Raw genomic sequence first — 19,842 nt, 5'->3', positions numbered from 1 at the left:
GCAATGAGCCAGCGCAATTATGTCAATTTTCATGGAAGTGATTGTAGACCAATTTTGCCATCGATTCCGAAATTCCGTCGACGGCCATCAGATCTTCCACCGCGGCACGGCTCACCGCCTTGGCTGTTCCGAAATGAAGGAGCAGCGCCCGCTTGCGTCCCGGCCCGATGCCGCTGATCTCGTCGAGCGGATTCTTCACCATCTCCTTCTTGCGCCGGGCGCGGTGCGAGCCGAGGGCGAAGCGGTGCGCTTCGTCGCGGAGGCGCTGGACGAAATAGAGCACCGGATCGCGGACCGGCAGCGAGAAGGATTCGCGTCCCTTGACGAAGAAGCGCTCGCGGCCGGCGTCGCGATCCTGGCCCTTGGCGACGCCGATCGCCTGGACCCGGTCGGCGATGCCGAGATTTTCCAGGATTGAACGGACCGCCGTCATCTGCCCCTGCCCGCCATCGATCAGGATCACGTCGGGCCAGGCCGGGAAGCCGGAGCCGTTGACCTCGTCCGCCTCGTTTTCCGTTGCATCACTGTTCTCGCCATGCTCCTTCAAAAGCCGCGAGAAGCGCCGTTCCATCACCTCGCGCATCATGCCGAAATCGTCGCCCGGCGTGATCTCGGTCGAGCGGATGTTGAACTTGCGGTACTGGTTCTTCACGAAGCCTTCCGGCCCGGCCACGATCATGGCGCCTACGGCATTCGTGCCCATGATATGCGAGTTGTCGTAAACCTCGATGCGCACCGGCGGCTTTTCCAGCCCGAACGTCTCCGCCATTCCGGCCAGAAGTCGCCCTTGCGTCGAGGTCTCGGCGAGCCTGCGCCCTAGCGCCTCGCGGGCGTTCTGGACGGCGTGGTCGACGAGATCCTTCTTTTCGCCGCGCTGCGGAACGGTGACGGTGACCTTGTGGCCCGCGCGGGTCGCCAGCGCCGCCGACAGCAATTCCTGGTCCTCGACCGCATGCGACAGCAGGATCAAGCGCGGGCACGGCTTGTCGTCATAGAACTGAGCCAGGAATGAGCCGAGCACTTCCGCTCCCTCAAGCGCCGGATCGGCTTTCGGGAAATAGGCGCGATTGCCCCAGTTCTGGCCGGTGCGGAAGAAGAATACCTGGATGCAGACCTGTCCGCCTTCCTGGTGGATGGCAAACACATCGGCTTCCTCGATCGATTGCGGGTTGATGCCCTGATGGCTCTGCACATGCGACAGCGCCGCCAGCCGGTCGCGGTAGATCGCGGCACGCTCGAAATCGAGGTCTTCGGCTGCCTCCTGCATGGCCGCCGAAATCTCGGTCTTCACCTTCTGGCTGCGGCCCGACAGGAAATCCTTCGCCTCCGAAACCAGTTCGCCGTACTCGGCCGCGGAGATCTCGCCCGTGCACGGACCTGAGCAGCGCTTGATCTGGTAGAGCAGGCAGGGCCGCGTGCGGCTCTCAAACACCGAATCGGTGCAGGTGCGCAAAAGGAACGCCCGCTGCAGCGAATTGATGGTGCGCCCGACCGCGCCTGCCGAGGCGAACGGCCCGAAATAGTCGCCCTTGCGCGAGCGCGCCCCCCGGTGCTTGAAAATGCCGGGCGAAGGATGATCGCCGGTCAGCATGATATAGGGAAACGATTTATCGTCGCGCAGAAGCACATTGAAGCGCGGCCGTAAGCGCTTGATAAGATTGGCTTCGAGCAGCAGCGCCTCGACCTCAGTGCGGGTCACGACGAATTCCATCGTCGCGGTCTCGCGTACCATCCGGCCGATGCGGTTGGTGTGGAACCGGCCCTGCGCGTAATTGGTCACCCGCTTCTTCAGGCTGCGCGCCTTGCCGACATAGAGAACGTCGCCGGCCGCGTTCATCATCCGGTAGACGCCAGGCGCATTAGGCAGGCGCTTGACCAGCGTCTGGATGACCTCCGCGCCGACCATGCCGTCGGCATCGCCGGCATGCGCGCTCCAGTCTATCGCGGTGAACGGCACGTCCGGTCCGGCAAGGGGCGACGCCTCGACTGCCGGCTCGTCGTCCTCGACGTCATGGCCGGGCATATAGCCGGCTATGTCGCCGCCTGCCTTGTCGCCGCGCGGTATCGGCGGCCGCTTCATCGTGTCGTCCTTGACCGTCATTCCGCCATGCCTGTCACATCGGGCGTCTGCCATGCAAGATGCTGGCCGCCATCTATAGCGATCATCTGGCCTGTCACCGAGCGCGCCTCCCAGAGATAGCGGATCGTCACGCCGAATTCCGAAAGCTGCGGCCCACGCCCGAGAATCAGGCCTTCGATCTGGGCGTCCAGGTCGCCGGGCGCCTGCCGGACGCTGGCGAGCGTCGGCCCAGGCCCGATGGCATTGACGCGGATCCGCGGCGCCAGCGCCTGCGCCATCGTCCGCGTGGCGGCCCACAGGGCCGATTTCGACAGCGCATAGGAGAAATAGTGCGGCGTCGGCTTCCAGACGCGTTGGTCGATGATGTTGACGATCAATCCCTCCTCGCCATCGGGGAGTGCGGCGGCAAACCGCCCGGCCAGCAGCGCCGGCGCCTTGACGTGCACGGCGAAATGCCGGTCCCAGGCACCCCAGTCGGGATCCGTCACCGAATCATCCTCGAAAACCGACGCGTTGTTGACGAGCAGCGACACCGGCCCGACGGCGCGTTCGGCCGTTTCGAGCAATCCGCCAGCCGCCGCCATATCTGTCAGGTCAGCCGCGACCACTTCGGCGCGACCGCCTCCGTCACGAACCGCGCGGGCCAAGGCCTCGGCTTCCGCTCGCGAACGGTTGCAGTGGATAGCCACGGCAAACCCATGTGCCGCAAGATCTTCCACGATCGCCTTGCCGATGCGTTTGGCCCCGCCGGTCACCAATGCTGTGTTTCGGGCTTGCGCCATTGTCGAGATCCCGATGCGATGCCCGGCGGCGGTTTCGTTAAACTGCGGTTCGTTCTTTTGACGGCAATGTGGCGACAGGCCTATGCCTCGCTGCCGTGAGCCGCAAAGGCGAGAGTTGCATGCCCGCAATATAGGGGCCGGGACGCCTTGCACCAAGCGGGGTTTCGGCCCGCGCCGGCAAAGCTCCTGACAGGCTTGTTGCGCATGTGCAACGCCATGGTTCTGCCTCATTGGCGCCAGGGAATGACCCGATTTTTGGTAAGCTCCAGCCGTATTTGGTCCCGAAATTCGGACGGTGAGGCGCCGAGCCCGTTTATCCTCCCCGCGGGCAGGGGCTCCTATCGAACGAAAACCACAGTCTGTCGTGAGTGCGCTGTGGCAAGGAGTAAAAAATGAAAAGCATACTGAATCTCGCGTGGCCGACTGCCACCGCTTTGGGGCTCATCGCCGTCATGGGCGTGAATGCGGCAAACGCCGCCGACGTCATCATGGAAGAGCCGCCTGCACCGGCGCCGATCGAGGAACTGCCGGTGGCTTCCTGGGCTGGCCCCTATGCCGGTCTCAGCGCCGGCTACGCCTTCGGCGGCGAATCCGAAGATGAGTCGTTCGACAACAACATCGACACCGACGGCTTCGTCGGCGGCGCTTTCGCCGGCTACAATTGGGAAACCGGCGGCATCGTGGCTGGCGTTGAAGCCGATATCGGCTACAGCGGCGTCAAGGGCGACAATGCCGGCACCGAAGTCGAATCCGGCGTCGAGGGCTCGCTGCGCGCCCGTCTCGGCTATGTCGTGACCCCGGACGTTCTGCTCTACACCACCGCCGGTGGCGCCGCGAAGCAGATGGAAGTCACCGAAGGCGGCGTCTCCGATGACAACACCATGGTCGGCTGGACGGCCGGCGTCGGCACCGACGTCAAGATCACGGAGCAGGTGTTCGGCCGCGTCGAGTATCGCTATACGGATTACGGCAGTGAAGAGTTCACCACAGCCGGCGGTTCGGGCGATGTCGATGCCAAGGATCACCGCATCACCTTCGGCGTCGGCATGAAGTTCTGATCGGCGTAAAATCGTTCAAAGAAAAACCGGGCGTTTCGACGCCCGGTTTTTGTGTCAGCTCCCGAAAGGTCAAGCCGGGACGTATTGCTTCAACTCTGGAAATTTCTCGTCGAAGCGCGCCGCCCAGCGTTTCAGCCTGGCGCGGCCCTTCTCCCACTGTCCGGGAAAGCGAAGGTCGATGTAGCCGAGGCAGGCGCGCAGTGCGATATGGCCGGCGGTGATCTTTTTGGGCAGCTTCGGCGGGTTGGCGTTCAGGAGATCGAAAGCCCGCATCGCCTTCGACCATTGCAGGTCGAGCCACGGCTGGTGCACCTTCTCGGCCGGCCGCATGCGCCGCTCATAGACGTGGGCGAGCAGGCAGTCGCAGACGCCGTCTGCCAGGGCCTCCAGCATTTCGGCCTCCAGCCGCTTGGTAGGATTGCGCGGAAACAGCGCACTGCCGGACAGGCGGTTCAGATACTGGGTGATCGTCCGGCTGTCGTAAATCCCCTGCCCTTCGTCGGTCACCAGCGTCGGGATCTTGCCCAGCGGATTGGGGCCGGTCAGTTCCGGCGCCTGCGAATTCGCGTCGACCACTACCATTTCCAGCGGAATGCCGGCATAGGCCGCGGCCATGCGTACCTTGGCGCTGTAGGGGGAAGTGGGCGAATAGAGGATCTTTGGCATGCTGGCTCCTGACGTTGCGGCGCAACGCTATTGCCGCGTAAGGCCGGAGGCAACGGCTAACAGCGTTCATACGCTCGGGATTTGCTAGGCCAGTTCTGAAAATTTGCCGGTCGGATCAGGAACTCGCCGGCTCTCGGCGGCGAAAGGACTAAGGCCGAGCCATCGCTGCATGGAATTTGCGATCGACGGATCGCCGTCCAGTTCGAGGCGTCCGGCCTCGATCTCCGTGCGAACGACGGTCAGGCCCATCCATATCGCGGTCATGACCTTCAGCGAGCTCCTGACCAGGAGGTTCAGTTCGTAGCCCGGGTCGAAGCCGCAAAGATCGACGCTCCCATCCTCGATGACCAACCACCAGTTTTGTCGCGCCGGCGGCAATTCGGGGTATTGAAATTGAATCGTACACCGCCCGGGCGGCAAAGGCTGGGGATTGAGCTTGCGCCGCATGTCCCACATCAGCAGGGACGGGTCGAGGTTCTTCAGAGACAGGGTCGATTCAACCCAGCGCTGGCCCCAGAATCCCATCGCCATCACGATCGGGCCAAGCTCCTCGCCGGCCGCCGTCAGGCGGTATTCGACTGATCCGCCGGCACTACGCGCAGTCGCGATGACGCCGGCTTTCTCGAGTTCTTTCAATCGCTTGGACAGCAGGGACGGGGACATGCGGGGAACGCCGCGCCTCAAATCATTAAAGCGCGTCGTGCCGCACAGCAGTTCGCGAACTATCAACGTCGTCCACCGCGTGCACAGTATTTCGGCGGCCATTGCTACGGGACAGAACTGTCCATATCCGCCTCGCTCTTCCATGCTGTTCCCCGGAAACCAATTTTTCATGTCGAGGATACGCCTCGGCAGCGCTCCTGCCAAGTTGACTCGCAGTATCGCAATGCCCTCTCCTCCATGGGTTGCATGGCGATACAGTTCCTGAACTGGACAGGATGTTGTCCCGGCGCAATTCTTCCGCGGTGTCTGAAAATACAATCAAGGAGGAATAAAACCATGAGCACCACAGGACTTGCTGTCGCCATGCCGACCGAGCAGGTAGAACTGGCCCCCACCGACTTTGTCGCAATCGCCCGCTCTCTCGGCCCGCAACTTACCGCTCGCGCCGCCGATGCGGACGAGAATGATCGCTTCGTCGCGGAGAACTACAAATCTCTCAAGCAAGCCGGCCTCGTCGAGGCAGCGGTGCCGCGCGAACTCGGCGGCGGCGGCGCGGAAGTCGCGGAACTCGCGGCCATGCTGCGCGAACTGGCGCGCCACTGCGGCTCGACCGCCCTCGCCTTCTCCATGCACACGCACCAGGTCGCCATTCCGGCATGGCGGTGGCGTCATCAAAAAGTTGCCGCCGTTGAACCGCTTTTGAAACGGGTCGCCAGCGAACGCCTCGTTCTTCTGTCGAGCGGCGGTTCCGACTGGATTTCCGGCTCGGGACAGGCCGTCAAGGTCGATGGCGGCTACCGGATCTCGGCGCGGAAGGTATTCACCTCCGGCGCTGAAGCGGGCGACCTCCTGATGACGAGCGCGATCGTGCGGTCGGAGGGCGAGCCGGACATGGTCATCCATTTCCCTGTCTCGATGAAGGCGCCGGAAGTAAAGATCGCCGATACCTGGCGCACGCTCGGCATGCGCGGAACCGGGTCGAACGACGTACTGATCGAGGGACTGTTCGTTCCCGATGCGAGCGTCGCCGTCACGCGGCGCAGCGGCGAATGGCACCCGCTGTTCCAGATAATCGCAACCATCGCCTTCCCGCTGATCTATTCGGTCTATCTCGGCGTGGCCGAAAGCGCCCGCGACATAGCGGTCGAACTGGCTAAGAAGAGACCAGCCGCCCGCCATGCCACGGAACTCGCCGGCCGGATGGATACCGCCCTGCGAGCCGCCCAGCTTGCGCAGCGGCACATGATCGAAGTCGCCGAGCGCAATGCGCCATCGGCGGACTCGATCAATGAGTCGATGATCGGCCGCACTCTGGTCGCCCGCCATGCGATAGAGGCCGTCGAATTGGCAATGGAACTCGCCGGCGGCGCCGGGTTCTACCGCAGCCAGGGCCTGGAGCGGCGTTTTCGCGACATACAGGGCGCGCGCTACCACCCGCTCCAGTCCGGACCGCAGGCGGAATATGCCGGGGCGACGGCGCTCGGCCTGCCGACTGCGAACATCTTCTGAGGTGGGTCGGCAGTATGCGATGGAGCGGTTCGATTCGTCCTCATCCGCCTGCCGGCACCCTGTCCTCGTGTATTACAAGAAGATGGCCGCAACGCTGGCGACCCCCTCCCCCCGTTCTTCACGGGGAGAGGGTAAGGGTGAGGCGCGATTCACTGAACCTGCCCGGCTACTGCCGTTTGCAGGCCGGCATGACATGAATCTCAGCGTACCGGCGGCATCACGACCCTATCGAGCCGGCAGGCGCGGCGGTCGACCTCCGGGCAGGAGCGGAACGCCAGATCCTTGGTCAGGCAAAGGCGCACCTCGCGCAAGAAACGCCTGTCGCAGGTCACGGCAATCCCTTCCCCGGCGAGCCCCGGATTGGCGCCGAGGAAGGCGCGCTCGGCGTCGTCCGGATCGAGCGTTCTGTGGGCATCGAGCCGGTTGAATTCCGCGGGAATAGCGATCGTCCCGCGGGCGGCGCGCAGCACGTCGAAATAATCGTCCTGCGAAAGTCCGGCACAACTGCCATGTTTGCGCCACTGATGCCGGATCAGGCCGGCCGACGGCATGATGTCGTAGAGCGTGCGTAGCGTCGCATTGTCGACGCTGTCCTCGTCCGTCCGGCAATTTTCGGGATAGCCGCGTTCGAATTGCGGCCACAGTCCGTGCACCACGAAGGCATAGGGCCTCGCGGACTGGCATTGCTGGCGATTGGCGTCCTCTCCCTCCGCCTCGCAATAGCTAGGCGACCACGAGAGAGACAGAACGTAGAAGTCGAAACCAGTCCCGACCGGCACGTCGCCTCCAGCGCGGACGCCAGCCGGCTCAGCCATCTGCCCGACGCCGCCCTGGCCGACAAGGTCCCAGCCGAACGCGATCGCCGCGATCAGCGCCAGTCCTGCCCCGGCGGCATACAGCCAGCGTCGATACGCTGCCATGCGTCGGCTTAGGGTGTGTTGCGATTCAGGTCAGGACGAGCCGGATCGAAGAGGGCGCGCAGCGACCAAAATGGCGGATTTCGAGAACCGGAGCGGAGCGTACATTCAGGTACGTGAGCACCGGAAGCACAGAAAGCCGTCATTTGTAGGCCGTCCCCACCTGGATCCTATCCACACCCGGGCGTAGGACGCGGCAGCGGCCGTTATAGACGTACCAGCGGTCGAAGCCGTCGACGCAGAATTCGACATTGTCGCCGATGCCGGCAAATCCCATGCCGCCTTCGATCAGGTACCAGATATTACGTGTGTAGCCGTCGGAAAGCACGACCTCGGCCTCGCAATATTGCCGCGCGATGGGCTTGCGCTCGGCTCTCGGCTCGAAAAGGGTGGCGCGGATGCGCTGGAAATCGGTAATCGCGACGTCGGGCAGGTGCGGAACGTGCCGCACCTGGTAACGGAAGCGGTCGGTGATCTTGGCCAGGAAGCGCCTGTCGGCGCAGACCCCAGAATCTTGCTGCTGGTAAATCCTCATGTCGGCGGCGGGCGCAGCTGCCGGCGTCATGAACGAACCGAGGGCCAGCGTTGCGGCCATGGCGAAACGGGCGATGCGGGTCATACTGTCCTCGTTAATGATGGCCGGCGCGAAGCACTATGGCCGGCAGTTTGCGCAAAGGCCGCGCAAGGGTCAAGCCGCCGTCAGGCGGCGGTGTCTTCCCCCGTCAGCCATTCGACCTGCCACCCGGCTGCCTTTGTCTCGGCGAGCACCGCATGCAGCGCAGGCAGTATGAGGCCGAGTTCCTTCTCCAGCGTGAAGGGCGGATTGACAATAATCATGCCGGTCCCGTCGAAACGCGGCTCGTCGGCAGCCGGCCTGACATCGAAGCGAATGTCCAAGATCTTCGGGATGCCGGAACCGGCCAGGGCCTCGCGGAACCTCCTCACCGCGGGGCGGTCCTTGACCGGATACCACAGCGCGTAGATGCCGCCCGGCCAGCGCCGATGAGCCTTGCGCAGTCCCTCCGCCAGGCGGGCGAACTCGCCCTCCTGCTCGAAGGGCGGATCGACCAGCACCAGGCCGCGCTTCTCCTTCGGCGGCAGATGCGCTCCGAGCGCCAGCCACCCATCCAGTTCCAGCACCCGGACCTGATAATCGTCGGCGAACAGGGTTTTCAGTACTGCGAAATCCTGCGGGTGCAGTTCGATCGCCGACAGGCGGTCCTGCTTGCGCAAAAGCCCGCGCACGATCAGCGGCGAGCCCGGATAGCACAGAAGCCCGCCATCGGGATTAGCCGCCCGCACCGCATCGAGATAAGGCGCCAGCAGCGCCGCCGCTTCGGGCGCAAGCCTCGCCTCGAGCAGGCGCGCTATGCCGCTTCGCCATTCGCCGGTCTTCTGCGCCTCCTCCGCCGAGAGATCATAGAGCCCCACACCGGCATGGGTGTCGATGACGCGGAACGCCTTGTCCTTGAGCTTCAGGTACTCGACCAGCCGGGCCAGCACCGCGTGCTTGACCACGTCGGCGAAATTGCCGGCATGATAGGCGTGGCGGTAGTTCATCCGCCCCTCTTCAGCGCTCGCCGCCCCTGCCCCAGCGGGGCTTCGGCGGCTGCGAGTTCGGGTTTCGATCGGGCTTTCCGCGCCGCAGCGCCAGCACGAAGCCGATGAAGCCGATCGCCATCAGCGAAAAGCCCAGCGGCTGCGCCCGCTGGTCATAGGCGCCCGCGCCGGCGAGCAGGATCAGATCGACGGCTTCGATATCGACCTCTTCCGCATCTCCAGGGCCGAGCGTGAACGTATGAACACCGTCCTCGACCTCGGCGATCGCGCCGGCGTCGATGCGATAGATCTTCTGCGGCGTTTGCGGGGTGTCGTCACGCGCTGTCGCTCCGGCCAGCCCGAGCGTCTCGGCCAGGACCGTCCGGCCACCGGCCGCAGCCGTGATGGTCAGGATGGCTGCGTTTTCGGCGACCTCAGGCGCAGCCGTGCTCGTGATGTCGACCAGTACCCGGACCGGCGCATCGGTCGCGCCCAGCGTCGCGTCGACCGGCCGGAAGCCGCCGACGCTGTCGTAAACCCGCCATGTGCCGATCTCATGACCGGAAAAATTCCGGATCACATAGGGATAGCCGACGCCCATCGCCGCGCCGATCAGGAAGATCAGGAGAAACAGCAGGCGCATCACGAAACCTGCTTAGCCGCGCCGGCCGTCACGCCTTCCGCTCCCAGCGGCGCTCCGGCGTCTGCTGCCAGTAAGTGACAGCGTGCCCGCCCGCCTTCATTGCCTTCCAGTGTTCACGCGCCGTTTCGAGCTGCGCGGCGTCATGCCCATCGAACATGAACACCGCCCGCTCATAGGCCGCGACATCGGGCGGTGTCGCACCGTCGACGATGAAGCGGATTTCGGCGCCGTTGCCGTTTTCCGCCTCCGTCGTCAGCAGCACCGGCTGTTCGGCTGCATGCGGCTCGCGATCCGTCCCGTGCGCCAGGAACGAATCGTCCCGGAATGTCCACAGATGCGCGTCTAGCGCGTCGCGCCGCTCCTCGGTTCCGGTCTGCACGACGGCGCGCCAGCCGCGCTGGACGCTCTTTTCCAGCAAGCCCGGCAGCGCCTCCTCGAGTGTCGATTCGGTCAGGTGGTAAAACAGAACTTCCGTCATCCTGGCCAGCGCTGAAGGCATTTAGCTTTCATAATGGTCACGGACCAGTTGATCGAGCAGCCGCACGCCGAAGCCGGAACCCCATGACTGGTTGATCTCGCTCGACGGCGACCCCATCGCGGTGCCGGCGATGTCGAGATGCGCCCATGGCGTATCCTTGACGAAACGCTGCAGGAACTGCGCCGCAGTGATGGCGCCGGCGAAGCGTCCGCCGATATTCTTCATGTCGGCGTTCTTGGTGTCGATCAGCTTGTCGTATTCGGCCCCGAGCGGCATACGCCAGAGCTTTTCCTGGGTGGAGAGGCCGGCTGCGGTCAGCCGCCCGGCCAGTTCATCATTATTGGAGAACAGGCCGGCATGGCTCTGCCCGAGCGCAACCATGATGGCGCCGGTCAGCGTCGCCAGATTGACCATGAATTTCGGCTGGAAGCGGTCATTGCAATACCAGAGCGCGTCGGCGAGCACGAGGCGCCCTTCCGCGTCGGTATTCAGGACCTCGATGGTCTGCCCCGACATGGAGGTGACGATGTCGCCGGGCCGCTGGGCGTTGCCGTCGAGCATGTTTTCCACGCATCCGAGGATACCGACGACGTTCACCTTGGCCTTGCGCGCGGCGAGCGCATGCATCAGGCCGGTCACAGCGGCCGCACCGCCCATGTCGCCCTTCATGTCTTCCATGCCGGCGGCCGGCTTGATCGAGACGCCGCCCGAATCGAAGACCACGCCCTTGCCGATAAAGGCGACCGGCTTGTCCTTGGATTTGCCGCCGTTCCAACTCATGATGACCAGCCGCGGGGGCCGGGCCGAGCCTTGTCCCACGCCGAGCAGCGCGCCCATGCCGAGCTTCCGCATCTCCTTTTCGGTGAGAATCTCGACCGTCACGCCGAGCGCCTCGAGTTCCTTCGCGCGCGCTGCGAATTCCACCGGGCCGAGTATGTTGGCCGGCTCATTGACGAGGTCGCGCGCCAGCGTCACCCCGTCCACCACCGCCTCGGCATCGGCAAATGCCTTTTTGGCAGCCGCCGGGTTTGCGCAGTATATGGTGATCTTGGCCGGTTTGGCCGCTTTCGGCTGCTCGCCTTCGGCATTGTCCTTCTTGGTCTTGTACTTGTCGAAGGAATAGGTCCTGAGCAGGATGCCTGCGGCGAGGTTCGCCACCGCGGCCGCATCGACTTCGGCGCCCGGAAGATCGGCGACAACCGCCACTTCGCTCGCCTTGCGCAACTGGCCCGCAACCGCGCCGCCGAGCTTCAGCCAGGCGTGAGCGTCCAGGCTGTCCACCTTGCCAGCTCCGAGCGCCACGAGGCGATCAAATTGCGTGCCTTGCGGCGCCAGCACCTCGACGGCGCTGGCCAGCTTGCCGTTGAAATCCGCCACCGGAAAGGCGCGCGCAAACGTGTCGCCGGGATCGCATGCCTTCGCTGCGTCGCTCAGCGCGCCGCCCTCGGTCGCCAGAACGATGACGCTGCCCTTTTTGGGCATGCCGGGTTTCGCAAAGCTGATCGATGGTCTGGACGTCATGGATACCTGCTTTCGGGGATGGACTGTCGTGGTGCGCGACATTTGGTCGTTTTACGGCATTTGGCAAGGCGAAAGCCGTTGCGCCAGCTTTTTGCTCCAATTCCCCGCCACAATCTTGCGGCCGCCAAAAGCCGGTTAATATCCAGGTAACCATTCGCGTTGGCACTTCCTTATCCAATAGTGGGGACAATTTGAGCATGCCGGAAAGTCGAGACGGGACGGATACCAATTCGAGCCGGTTGTGCTCCCGCCGTCCGGCGGGTAGTTTGCGCACGTATCTGGTTGCGGGGATTGTCCGCGGCAGGACAGTCGCCCCCGTAACGGAATCGCGCGTCTCATGAAGGTCGTCGAACGCTACATATTGCGTCGCACGCTCGAAGTTTTTGCAGCCGCGCTGTTCTGGACGCTGGCGATCGTCTGGACCACGCAGGTTCTGGCGCGCATTGACCTTGTCACCGACAGCGGCCAGTCCGCCCTCACCTTCTTCGAAATCGCGACGCTGATCCTGCCGTCGATCATCCCGATCGTCATTCCCTTTGCCCTGATCATCGCCGTTGCGCAGACGCTGAGCGTGATGAATACCGATTCGGAGCTGGTCGTCGTTGCCGCCGCCGGCAGTTCGCGCTCGACGGTCATCCGCCCCGTCATCATTCTCGCAGTCGCGGCGAGCGTTTTCTCATTCGCGGTCGACAATGGCGTCGATCCTTATGCGCGTGAGCGCGGCCGCCAGTTGGTCGCCGCGGCCAGGGCCGATCTTCTGTCGCTGGTCATCCAGGAGGGAACGTTCCGCAAGATCGATGAGGGCCTCTTTGTGCAGGTCGGCGAGCGGTTGCCGGACGGCCAGCTCGGCAGCATCTTCGTCGCCGATTCGCGCGAGGAAGGCATCGACCTCGTCTACTACGCCAAGAAAGGCTCGGTGGTCGAAAGCGATGATAAGAGCCTACTGGTGATGGCCGACGGCGTCGTCCATCGGAAGACACCCGCCGGCGAGGTCTCCGTCATCCGCTTCACCTCCTACGCTTTCGACCTCTCGGCCTTTTCGTCGTCCGGCGACAGGATCACGATGTATCCGAAGGACCGGACGATCGCCTATCTCATGAATCCCGATCCCAATGACGACGTCTATCAGCAAAAGCCGCAATCGTTCCGCGCTGAGCTCCACAGGCGCTTTACCGAATGGACCTACCCATTAGTTTTCGCCCTGATCGCGCTGGCCGTCGCCGGCGATGCGCGTTCGCATCGGGAGGCACGAATCAATCCACTGATAACCGCGGTGACGATCGCGCTTTTCGTCCGCTGGCTCGGCTTCTTCGTGACCAACCAGGCGCAGTCGTCGGCGGCTTTCACGCCCTTCGTCTACGCCGTGCCCATCGCCGCCTCGGCCGCGGCGATCTGGTTCATCAGAAGCAACCGGACCATGGAACTGCCCATCTCGTGGGCTGAGGGGCTGGTCTCCTTCGGCCGCAATGCCGGCGAACGATTCGGGCGGCTCTGGCAGAGACTTGCCGGCCGCCGGGCCGCCTCACCGGGAGGCGCATGATGGGCTGGACGCTCGGCCGCTATTTCTTCGTGCGCTATTCGGCCATCACGGCATGGTTCTTCGTCGGCATCTTCGCGCTGGTCTTCCTGATCGACTTCACGGAATTTTCCAGCCGGACCTCCGGCCTGCCCGGCTTCACCTTCCAGACAGCGCTTGCGGTTTCAGCGCTGCGCGTTCCCATGATTATGCTGCAGACGGTGCCTTTCATCGCGCTGTTTGCGGCGATGGCCACACTGATCTCGCTCAACCGCAAATACGAACTGGTCATCGCCCGCTCCGCCGGCATTTCCGCATGGCAGTTCCTGTTGCCGGCCTGCATCGGCGCGCTGCTTTTCGGTATACTGAGCGTCACCCTGCTCAACCCTATTGCAGCACACGGATTTTCACGCTCCGAGGTCCTCGAATCCAGATTGCGTTCGGGCGAGTCCAACCAGGTTTCGGCGTTCTCGGCGCCATGGATTCGCCAGAAGGCCAACAATGTCGACACCATCATCGGCGCCCGTGCCATCCTGAATCAGGGGCTGGAACTGGCCGACGCGGTGTTCTTCGAGATCGACGCCGACGGCGACATCGTCGAGCGCAAGGACGCCAAGCGGGCCTATCTGCGCGACGGCTACTGGGAACTCAACGAGGTCAAGCGCTATCGCGGCGGCGCGGCCGAATCGCTTGAGCAGGACCGCGTCGCGACTAATCTCAAACCCGAATTCGTGCAGGAGCGGCTGGCTAGACCCGAAACGATCCCGTTTTTCGACCTGCCGAGCAAGATCGAGGTGGCCCGCTCCTTCGGCCTCAGGGCCAATGCTTTCGCCATGCAGTTCCACTCATTGCTGGCGCTTCCGCCGCTTCTCGTGGCCATGACGCTGATCGCCGCCACCGTGTCGATGCGCTTCGCCAGAATGGGCCAGTCGGCGACGATGATTCTGGGTGGCGTCCTCGCCGGCTTTCTGCTTTATGTCGTTTCGGTATTGGTAAAAGCGTTTGGTAATGCCGGATTCGTTCCGCCATTTGTGGCGGCATGGCTGCCGGTTGTCGTAGCATTATTTTTCGGGGTGACGTTTCTGCTCTACAAGGAGGACGGTTAGTGGGGTTGGCGGTGACATCTGACCGCAAATCGGCCCGTTTGGCGCGCCTGTATGGCGCGACGGCGCTTGTATGCGTCATGACGTGCGTTTTGCCTGCCCTGCCCGCCTTGGCGCAGGAACTGCCCGATCTCGGGGCGGATATTCCCGAAGGCAGCCAGATGCTGCTTGAGGCCGACACGCTCGTCTACGACAACGACGCCAATACGGTGACCGCGGTCGGCGGCGTGCAGATCGATTATGGCGGCAACCGCCTCGTCGCACAGCGTGTAACCTATGACCGGAAGACCGCGCGTCTGATCGCCAGCGGCAATGTCGAGATCGTCGACAGCAGCGGTACCAGGATATTCTCCGACGAGATCGACATCACGGATGATTTCGGCGACGGCTTCGTCAATGCGCTGCGGGTCGAAACCGTCGACAAGACCTATTTCGCGGCCGAGAGCGCCGAGCGGAAGGGCGGTAGGCTGACCACCTTCAACAACGGCGTCTATACCGCCTGCGAGCCTTGCGAAGAAAAGCCGGACCAGGCGCCGATCTGGCGCATCAAGGCGCGCAAGATCATCTGGGACGGCAAGGCCAAGACGATCCGTTTCGAGAATTCGCGTTTCGAGTTCTTCGGCTTCCCCCTTGCATTCCTGCCCTCCTTTGAGATCGCCGACCCGACCGTGAAGCGCAAGAGCGGCTTCCTGTTCCCCGGCATCAAATACAAGAGCGAGCTCGGGGCCGGCGTATCAATCCCTTATTACCTCGCTTTGTCGCCGACCTACGATCTGACACTGACCGGCACCGGTTACACGAAGCAGGGCTTCCTAGGCGAAGCTGAATGGCGCCAGCGCTTCAACAATGGCGAATACAGCCTGAAGATCGCCGGCATCCACCAGAACGATCCAGACGCATTCATCGACGAGAACGGCCGCCGCAACGTCGATTCCGGACGCGAAGACGACCCCAACAAGTTCCGCGGTATGTTCGGCACCCAGGGGCGCTTCGACATCAATCCGCGCTGGGTTTTCGGCTGGGACGTGCTCGTCCAGACCGACAAGAATTTCTCACGCACCTATGAAATCGAGAAATACGACAAATACGTCCACACATCGGAAGTCTATTTGACGGGCCTTCACGACCGGAACTATTTCGATCTGCGCGGAATGTATTTCCAGTTACAGGAGGATGCCTTCGACAGCGCCTCCGGCTCCGCAGCCGAAAAGCAGCCCTGGGTGCTCCCGTCCTTCGATTATTCCTACACGCCGGATGCTCCCGTCGCAGGCGGCGAACTCAACATCGACATCAATGCGCGCTCGGTCAGGCGTTCTGCCTTGGATTGTCTGGTCCCGGATCCGACGCCAACTTCGCTGGACGATCCGTGTGCCACCCTCGGCCTAGATGACGAGCGCTCGCCACTTATCCGCGGCATAGACGGCGATTCCACCCGGCTGACCGCCGAGGCCGAATGGAAACGCTCCTACATCACTGATGGCGGCCTCGTGGTGACGCCGCTGCTGGCCTTCCAGGCCGACACCACCTATGTGAGCCAGTCGGACCGGTCGATAGAAGCAATCAACGCCATGGCTAGCGATCCAGATATCGACGTGGCTACCGACATCCGTTCTGCCTATTACCGCGCCATGGCCACCGCCGGCCTTGAACTGCGCTGGCCCGTTTTGTTCTCCACCACCAGCGCTACGCATGTGCTGGAGCCCATGGCGCAGGTTTTCGCGCGTCCCGATGCCCGTTACGAAGAGACGCTCGGCATCCCGAATGAGGATGCGCAGAGCTTCGTCTTCGACGCCTCGACTCTGTTCGAGCGCGACAAATTCTCCGGCTATGACCGTATCGAAGGCGGCTCTCGCGCCAATATCGGCCTGCGCTATTCTGGCTCGTTCGGCAATGGCTGGGCCACCAACGCCCTGTTCGGCCAATCCTACCAACTCGCCGGCGACAACCCCTTCGCCGCGCCCGATCTGGTCAATGTCGGCGCCTATTCCGGGCTCGACACGGACACGTCCGACTATGTTGGCCTGGCCGGCTTCATAGCGCCCAACGGCCTCTCCGCCTCGGTCAGCGCCCGCTTCGACGAGCAGACCTTCGAGGTGCGGCGCGCCGAAACCAAGGTCGGCTACTTCTCAAGGCCGCTCTCGCTCACCGCTCAATATGCCTTCGTCCAGGCGCAGCCGCTCTACGGCTTCAGCCAGGACCGCCGCGAAGTCACGCTGGCCGCCTCGGGCCGCGTCCACGAAAACTGGCGGGCTTTCGGCTCCGGCACCTACGATTTCGAATCCGGGGTGCTCGTCAGGAATTCCGTGGGATTCGCCTATGACGACGAATGTTTTTCCTACACGATGACTTGGTCGACCAAGCGGGACAACGACCAGAACGTCTCGTTGAGAGAAGACGACGAACATTCGATCGGCTTCAACATCTCGTTCCGCACGCTCGGCGACTTCGGCTCGGCTACCAGCGAGATCATCGAGCAGTAGCGGACGGCGCGGCGTCATCGTTTCGCCGCATAGGATGGGCATCACGGCCGTATCCATTCAGAACAAAAGCGGAATGCGGGGAGTGTCTGGCATGTTTTCGATCGGGAAATATTTGTTTTCGGCAAGTTTTGCTGTGGCTGTTGCAGCGGGCTCGCTGCCTGTTGTTCTAGTCGCCTCGCCCGCGGCGGCGAGCGAAATCAAATATGTCGTCAACAATGTTCCGGTCACCACTTACGACATCCAGCGTCGCGCCGCCTTCCTGAAGCTGCAGAATCGCAAGGGCAATCTGAACCAGATGGCAGCCGACGAGATGGTCGAGCAAACCCTGCGGACCGCCGAGATCAAGCGCCTCGGCATCAAGATCACAGACGAGGCGGTCGATGCCGCTTTCAAGCGTTTCGCAGGCTCCAACAAGCTCTCGCCGGCGCAGATGTCCGAAATCCTCAACAAGGCCGGCATCACCGAAGGACATTTCAAGGATTTCATTCGTTCCCAGATGGGCTGGAACCAGGCGCTTTCCGCGCGGTTCAAGTCGCAGGGCGGCACGATGAGCGAGCAGGACGTGGTGCGCCGCATGCAGCAGCAAGGCGGCAACAAGCCCAGCGCCACCGAATACATGCTCCAGCAGGTCATCTTCGTCGTGCCTGCGGCGGAAAAAGGAAAGATGGGCCAGCGCAAGCGCGAAGCCGAGGCCATGCGCGCGCGCTTCAACGGCTGCGACAGCTCTCGTGAATTCGCCAAGGGACTGCTCGACGTGACGGTGCGCGATCTCGGCCGTGTGCTTGCCCCGGAGCTACCGCCGGAATGGGCCGACCAGATCAAGAATACCAAGACCGGCGGTGCGACCGCCGTCAAGGAAACCGACCGCGGCGTCGAATTCATCGGCATCTGCAGCAGCCGCGAAGTCTCGGACGACCGGGTCGCCAAGATGGTGTTCCAGTCCGAAACCAAGACCGACGACCAGGCCAGCGAACTCGACAAGAAGTACATCGCCGAGTTGCGGAAAAGAGCCCGCATCGTCGAACGCTAGCGCGCCGTGAGCAGGCCGCCTCTGGCGCTGACGGCGGGCGATCCTTCAGGCATCGGCCCCGAAATCGCCATCGCCGCGTGGTTTCGGCGCGCTGAAAACGCCATCTCGCCATTCTACCTCCTCAGCGATCCCGCTTCGGTCGCGGCCTGTGCCCAGCGCCTCGGGCTGGTGGTCCCGGTGGTAGAGACGACGCCCGAAAAAGCCGCCGCCCGGTTTGCCGGCGCCCTGCCCGTCGTGCCGCTCGCGGCGCGCTTCGTCGATGCGCCCGGCGTGCCCGACAAGGCCAATGCCGATGGCATCGTGGAAGCGATCGACCGCGCCGTGGCCGATACCTTGTCCGGTCACGCTTCGGCGGTCGTCACCTGCCCGATCGCCAAGAAGCCGCTCTACGACGCCGGTTTCCGCTTTCCAGGCCACACCGAATACCTCGCCTATCTGGCCGGCCTGAAGACGGGCGCGGAAATATCGCCGGTGATGATGCTGGCCGGACCCGACCTGCGCGCCGTGCCGGTAACGATCCACATAGCTTTGGCCGAAGTTCCAGGCGCGCTGACCACAGATGCCATTCTGCGCACCGTGCGGATCACCGCGCGCGATCTCAGGACCCGCTTCGGCATTGCAAAGCCGCGCCTAGCCGTCTCCGGCCTCAACCCGCATGCCGGCGAAAGCGGTGCGATGGGCACTGAAGACGAGACGATCATCCGACCGGCCATCGAGACACTTCAAAACGAAGGCGTCGAAGCCTTCGGGCCGTTACCGGCGGACACTATGTTCCATGCCCGCGCCCGCCAAAACTACGACGCGGCGATCTGCATGTATCACGACCAGGCGCTTATCCCGGCCAAGGCGCTGGCCTTCGACGAAACCGTCAATGTCACGCTCGGCCTGCCCTTCATCCGCACCTCGCCCGACCACGGCACGGCCTTCGACATTGCCGGCAAGGGCATCGCCCGCCCGGACAGCTTGATCGCGGCACTGAAGCTGGCGCGGCATCTCGCCAACAATGAAAGCCGCTCCAGATGAGTTCTCCGGACGGCCTGCCGCCGCTGCGCGAGGTCATCGAGCGGCACGGGTTGCAGGCGAAGAAATCGCTCGGCCAGAATTTCCTGCTAGACCTCAATCTTACCGGCAAGGTCGCCCGCGCCGCCGGCGATCTGTCGCAAGCGACCGTCATCGAGGTTGGCCCAGGCCCCGGCGGCCTCACCCGCGCGCTGCTGATGAACGGGGCTGCCCGGGTAATCGCTATCGAGCGCGACGAGCGCTGCCTGGCGGCGCTGGCGGAGATCGCAGCGCATTATCCCGACCGCTTCGAAACCATTTCCGGCGACGCGCTGAAGACCGATTTCGCTGCCATCGCCAGCGATGGCCCAGTCAAGATCGTCGCCAACTTGCCCTACAATATCGGCACCGAGCTTCTCGTGCGCTGGCTGACCGTCGCCGAATGGCCGCCCTTCTACCAGTCGATGACGCTGATGTTTCAGCGCGAGGTGGCCGAGCGCATCGTGGCGCGGCCGGGCAGTGACGCCTACGGCAGGCTCGGCGTTCTCGCTGGCTGGCGCACCGAGGCCAGGATCGCCTTTGACGTGCCGCCGCAGGCTTTTACGCCGCCCCCCAAGGTCACCTCGTCCGTGGTCCATCTGGTTCCGCGGCCGGCTCCGTTGCCAGCCGATGTCCGCACGCTCGGCCGTGTCACCGAGGCGGCTTTCGGCCAGCGCCGCAAGATGCTTCGCCAGAGCCTCAAGAGCATGGAGGGCGCTCGCCTGCTGGAAGCCGCCGGCATCGATGGAACCCGCCGCGCCGAGACGCTTTCCGTCGAGGAGTTCGTGGCGCTGGCCAACGCGGTGTGAAGCTTGGCTC

At 63.5% G+C, this 19,842-nt stretch carries 18 protein-coding genes; 8 read left to right on the top strand and 10 right to left on the bottom strand.

The window, feature by feature from the left end:
* Positions 1 to 22 precede the first annotated feature (22 nt).
* Entirely contained in the window at positions 23 to 2,023 is a 2,001-nt protein-coding gene (gene uvrC, locus ABVK50_RS08375) for an excinuclease ABC subunit UvrC (RefSeq protein WP_353645978.1), read from the bottom strand.
* Between the two features lie 74 nt (positions 2,024 to 2,097).
* Entirely contained in the window at positions 2,098 to 2,862 is a 765-nt protein-coding gene (locus tag ABVK50_RS08370) for an SDR family oxidoreductase (protein WP_353642000.1), read from the bottom strand.
* A gap of 392 nt (positions 2,863 to 3,254) precedes the next feature.
* Here ABVK50_RS08370 and ABVK50_RS08365 point away from each other — a divergent pair, with 392 nt between their 5' ends.
* On the top strand, positions 3,255 to 3,920 hold the full coding sequence (locus tag ABVK50_RS08365) for an outer membrane protein (RefSeq protein WP_353642001.1): 666 nt from the start codon (positions 3,255 to 3,257) through the stop codon (positions 3,918 to 3,920).
* A gap of 69 nt (positions 3,921 to 3,989) precedes the next feature.
* On the opposite strand, the gene ABVK50_RS08360 is transcribed toward ABVK50_RS08365, so the two are convergent.
* Positions 3,990 to 4,586 carry a glutathione S-transferase gene (locus tag ABVK50_RS08360; RefSeq protein ID WP_353642002.1) on the bottom strand — a complete coding sequence of 199 codons (597 nt, stop codon included), beginning with the start codon at positions 4,584 to 4,586 and terminating at the stop codon, positions 3,990 to 3,992.
* A gap of 84 nt (positions 4,587 to 4,670) precedes the next feature.
* Positions 4,671 to 5,393 carry a helix-turn-helix domain-containing protein gene (locus ABVK50_RS08355; RefSeq protein ID WP_353642003.1) on the bottom strand — a complete coding sequence of 241 codons (723 nt, stop codon included), beginning with the start codon at positions 5,391 to 5,393 and terminating at the stop codon, positions 4,671 to 4,673.
* A 219-nt stretch (positions 5,394 to 5,612) separates the two neighbouring features.
* On the opposite strand from ABVK50_RS08355, the gene ABVK50_RS08350 reads away from it, so the two are divergent.
* Entirely contained in the window at positions 5,613 to 6,758 is a 1,146-nt protein-coding gene (locus tag ABVK50_RS08350; protein ID WP_353645979.1) for an acyl-CoA dehydrogenase family protein, read from the top strand.
* Between the two features lie 200 nt (positions 6,759 to 6,958).
* Here the strand turns inward: ABVK50_RS08350 and ABVK50_RS08345 are convergent, their stop codons facing one another.
* The 6 genes from ABVK50_RS08345 to ABVK50_RS08320 all read right to left on the bottom strand — a co-directional run bounded on the left by ABVK50_RS08345 (position 6,959) and on the right by ABVK50_RS08320 (position 11,856).
* Entirely contained in the window at positions 6,959 to 7,573 is a 615-nt protein-coding gene (locus ABVK50_RS08345; RefSeq protein ID WP_353645980.1) for a ribonuclease, read from the bottom strand.
* Positions 7,574 to 7,817: 244 nt separating this feature from the next.
* Positions 7,818 to 8,294, bottom strand: coding sequence for a hypothetical protein (locus ABVK50_RS08340; RefSeq protein ID WP_353642004.1), 477 nt, complete (start codon positions 8,292 to 8,294; stop codon positions 7,818 to 7,820).
* Positions 8,295 to 8,374: 80 nt separating this feature from the next.
* Entirely contained in the window at positions 8,375 to 9,235 is an 861-nt protein-coding gene (locus ABVK50_RS08335; RefSeq protein WP_353642005.1) for a 23S rRNA (adenine(2030)-N(6))-methyltransferase RlmJ, read from the bottom strand.
* Positions 9,236 to 9,245: 10 nt separating this feature from the next.
* Positions 9,246 to 9,857, bottom strand: a complete 612-nt coding sequence (locus ABVK50_RS08330; RefSeq protein WP_353642006.1) for a hypothetical protein — start codon at positions 9,855 to 9,857, stop codon at positions 9,246 to 9,248.
* 28 nt (positions 9,858 to 9,885) lie between these two features.
* Positions 9,886 to 10,335, bottom strand: coding sequence for a DNA polymerase III subunit chi (locus ABVK50_RS08325; RefSeq protein ID WP_353645981.1), 450 nt, complete (start codon positions 10,333 to 10,335; stop codon positions 9,886 to 9,888).
* A gap of 21 nt (positions 10,336 to 10,356) precedes the next feature.
* Positions 10,357 to 11,856: a leucyl aminopeptidase gene (locus tag ABVK50_RS08320; protein WP_353642007.1), complete on the bottom strand. Its 1,500-nt coding sequence runs from the start codon at positions 11,854 to 11,856 to the stop codon at positions 10,357 to 10,359.
* 337 nt (positions 11,857 to 12,193) lie between these two features.
* Between ABVK50_RS08320 and lptF the strand changes: the two genes are divergently transcribed.
* The 6 genes from lptF (at position 12,194) to rsmA (ending at position 19,832) form a co-directional block, all read left to right on the top strand.
* Positions 12,194 to 13,396, top strand: a complete 1,203-nt coding sequence (gene lptF / locus ABVK50_RS08315; RefSeq protein WP_353642008.1) for an LPS export ABC transporter permease LptF — start codon at positions 12,194 to 12,196, stop codon at positions 13,394 to 13,396.
* Positions 13,393 to 14,478: an LPS export ABC transporter permease LptG gene (gene lptG, locus ABVK50_RS08310; protein WP_353642009.1), complete on the top strand. Its 1,086-nt coding sequence runs from the start codon at positions 13,393 to 13,395 to the stop codon at positions 14,476 to 14,478. The genes lptF and lptG overlap by 4 nt, the downstream gene beginning before the upstream one ends.
* A gap of 77 nt (positions 14,479 to 14,555) precedes the next feature.
* Positions 14,556 to 16,955, top strand: a complete 2,400-nt coding sequence (locus ABVK50_RS08305; protein ID WP_353645982.1) for an LPS-assembly protein LptD — start codon at positions 14,556 to 14,558, stop codon at positions 16,953 to 16,955.
* 91 nt (positions 16,956 to 17,046) lie between these two features.
* A complete protein-coding gene (locus ABVK50_RS08300; protein WP_353642010.1) occupies positions 17,047 to 17,985 on the top strand; it encodes a peptidylprolyl isomerase in 939 nt (312 codons plus the stop codon).
* A gap of 6 nt (positions 17,986 to 17,991) precedes the next feature.
* Positions 17,992 to 19,008, top strand: coding sequence for a 4-hydroxythreonine-4-phosphate dehydrogenase PdxA (gene pdxA / locus ABVK50_RS08295; protein WP_353642011.1), 1,017 nt, complete (start codon positions 17,992 to 17,994; stop codon positions 19,006 to 19,008).
* Complete coding sequence (gene rsmA / locus ABVK50_RS08290) at positions 19,005 to 19,832, top strand: 16S rRNA (adenine(1518)-N(6)/adenine(1519)-N(6))-dimethyltransferase RsmA (protein ID WP_353642012.1); 828 nt, start codon at positions 19,005 to 19,007, stop codon at positions 19,830 to 19,832. The genes pdxA and rsmA overlap by 4 nt, the downstream gene beginning before the upstream one ends.
* Positions 19,833 to 19,842 lie beyond the last annotated feature (10 nt).

Source organism: Mesorhizobium sp. WSM2240 (assembly GCF_040438645.1).
Lineage (GTDB): Bacteria > Pseudomonadota > Alphaproteobacteria > Rhizobiales > Rhizobiaceae > Allomesorhizobium.
Note: the sequence above shows the minus strand (reverse complement) of the source record. Positions and strands in the feature narration are given on the sequence as shown.

Excerpts from the sequence above, each read along its gene's own strand:
- uvrC (WP_353645978.1), bottom strand. The coding sequence starts at position 2,023 with ATGCCCGGCCATGACGTCGAGGACGACGAGCCGGCAGTCGAGGCGTCG.
- ABVK50_RS08370 (WP_353642000.1), bottom strand. The coding sequence starts at position 2,862 with ATGGCGCAAGCCCGAAACACAGCATTGGTGACCGGCGGGGCCAAACGC.
- ABVK50_RS08365 (WP_353642001.1), top strand. The coding sequence starts at position 3,255 with ATGAAAAGCATACTGAATCTCGCGTGGCCGACTGCCACCGCTTTGGGG.
- ABVK50_RS08360 (WP_353642002.1), bottom strand. The coding sequence starts at position 4,586 with ATGCCAAAGATCCTCTATTCGCCCACTTCCCCCTACAGCGCCAAGGTA.
- ABVK50_RS08355 (WP_353642003.1), bottom strand. The coding sequence starts at position 5,393 with ATGGAAGAGCGAGGCGGATATGGACAGTTCTGTCCCGTAGCAATGGCC.
- ABVK50_RS08350 (WP_353645979.1), top strand. The coding sequence starts at position 5,613 with ATGCCGACCGAGCAGGTAGAACTGGCCCCCACCGACTTTGTCGCAATC.
- ABVK50_RS08345 (WP_353645980.1), bottom strand. The coding sequence starts at position 7,573 with ATGGCTGAGCCGGCTGGCGTCCGCGCTGGAGGCGACGTGCCGGTCGGG.
- ABVK50_RS08340 (WP_353642004.1), bottom strand. The coding sequence starts at position 8,294 with ATGACCCGCATCGCCCGTTTCGCCATGGCCGCAACGCTGGCCCTCGGT.
- ABVK50_RS08335 (WP_353642005.1), bottom strand. The coding sequence starts at position 9,235 with ATGAACTACCGCCACGCCTATCATGCCGGCAATTTCGCCGACGTGGTC.
- ABVK50_RS08330 (WP_353642006.1), bottom strand. The coding sequence starts at position 9,857 with ATGCGCCTGCTGTTTCTCCTGATCTTCCTGATCGGCGCGGCGATGGGC.
- ABVK50_RS08325 (WP_353645981.1), bottom strand. The coding sequence starts at position 10,335 with ATGACGGAAGTTCTGTTTTACCACCTGACCGAATCGACACTCGAGGAG.
- ABVK50_RS08320 (WP_353642007.1), bottom strand. The coding sequence starts at position 11,856 with ATGACGTCCAGACCATCGATCAGCTTTGCGAAACCCGGCATGCCCAAA.
- lptF (WP_353642008.1), top strand. The coding sequence starts at position 12,194 with ATGAAGGTCGTCGAACGCTACATATTGCGTCGCACGCTCGAAGTTTTT.
- lptG (WP_353642009.1), top strand. The coding sequence starts at position 13,393 with ATGATGGGCTGGACGCTCGGCCGCTATTTCTTCGTGCGCTATTCGGCC.
- ABVK50_RS08305 (WP_353645982.1), top strand. The coding sequence starts at position 14,556 with ATGACGTGCGTTTTGCCTGCCCTGCCCGCCTTGGCGCAGGAACTGCCC.
- ABVK50_RS08300 (WP_353642010.1), top strand. The coding sequence starts at position 17,047 with ATGTTTTCGATCGGGAAATATTTGTTTTCGGCAAGTTTTGCTGTGGCT.
- rsmA (WP_353642012.1), top strand. The coding sequence starts at position 19,005 with ATGAGTTCTCCGGACGGCCTGCCGCCGCTGCGCGAGGTCATCGAGCGG.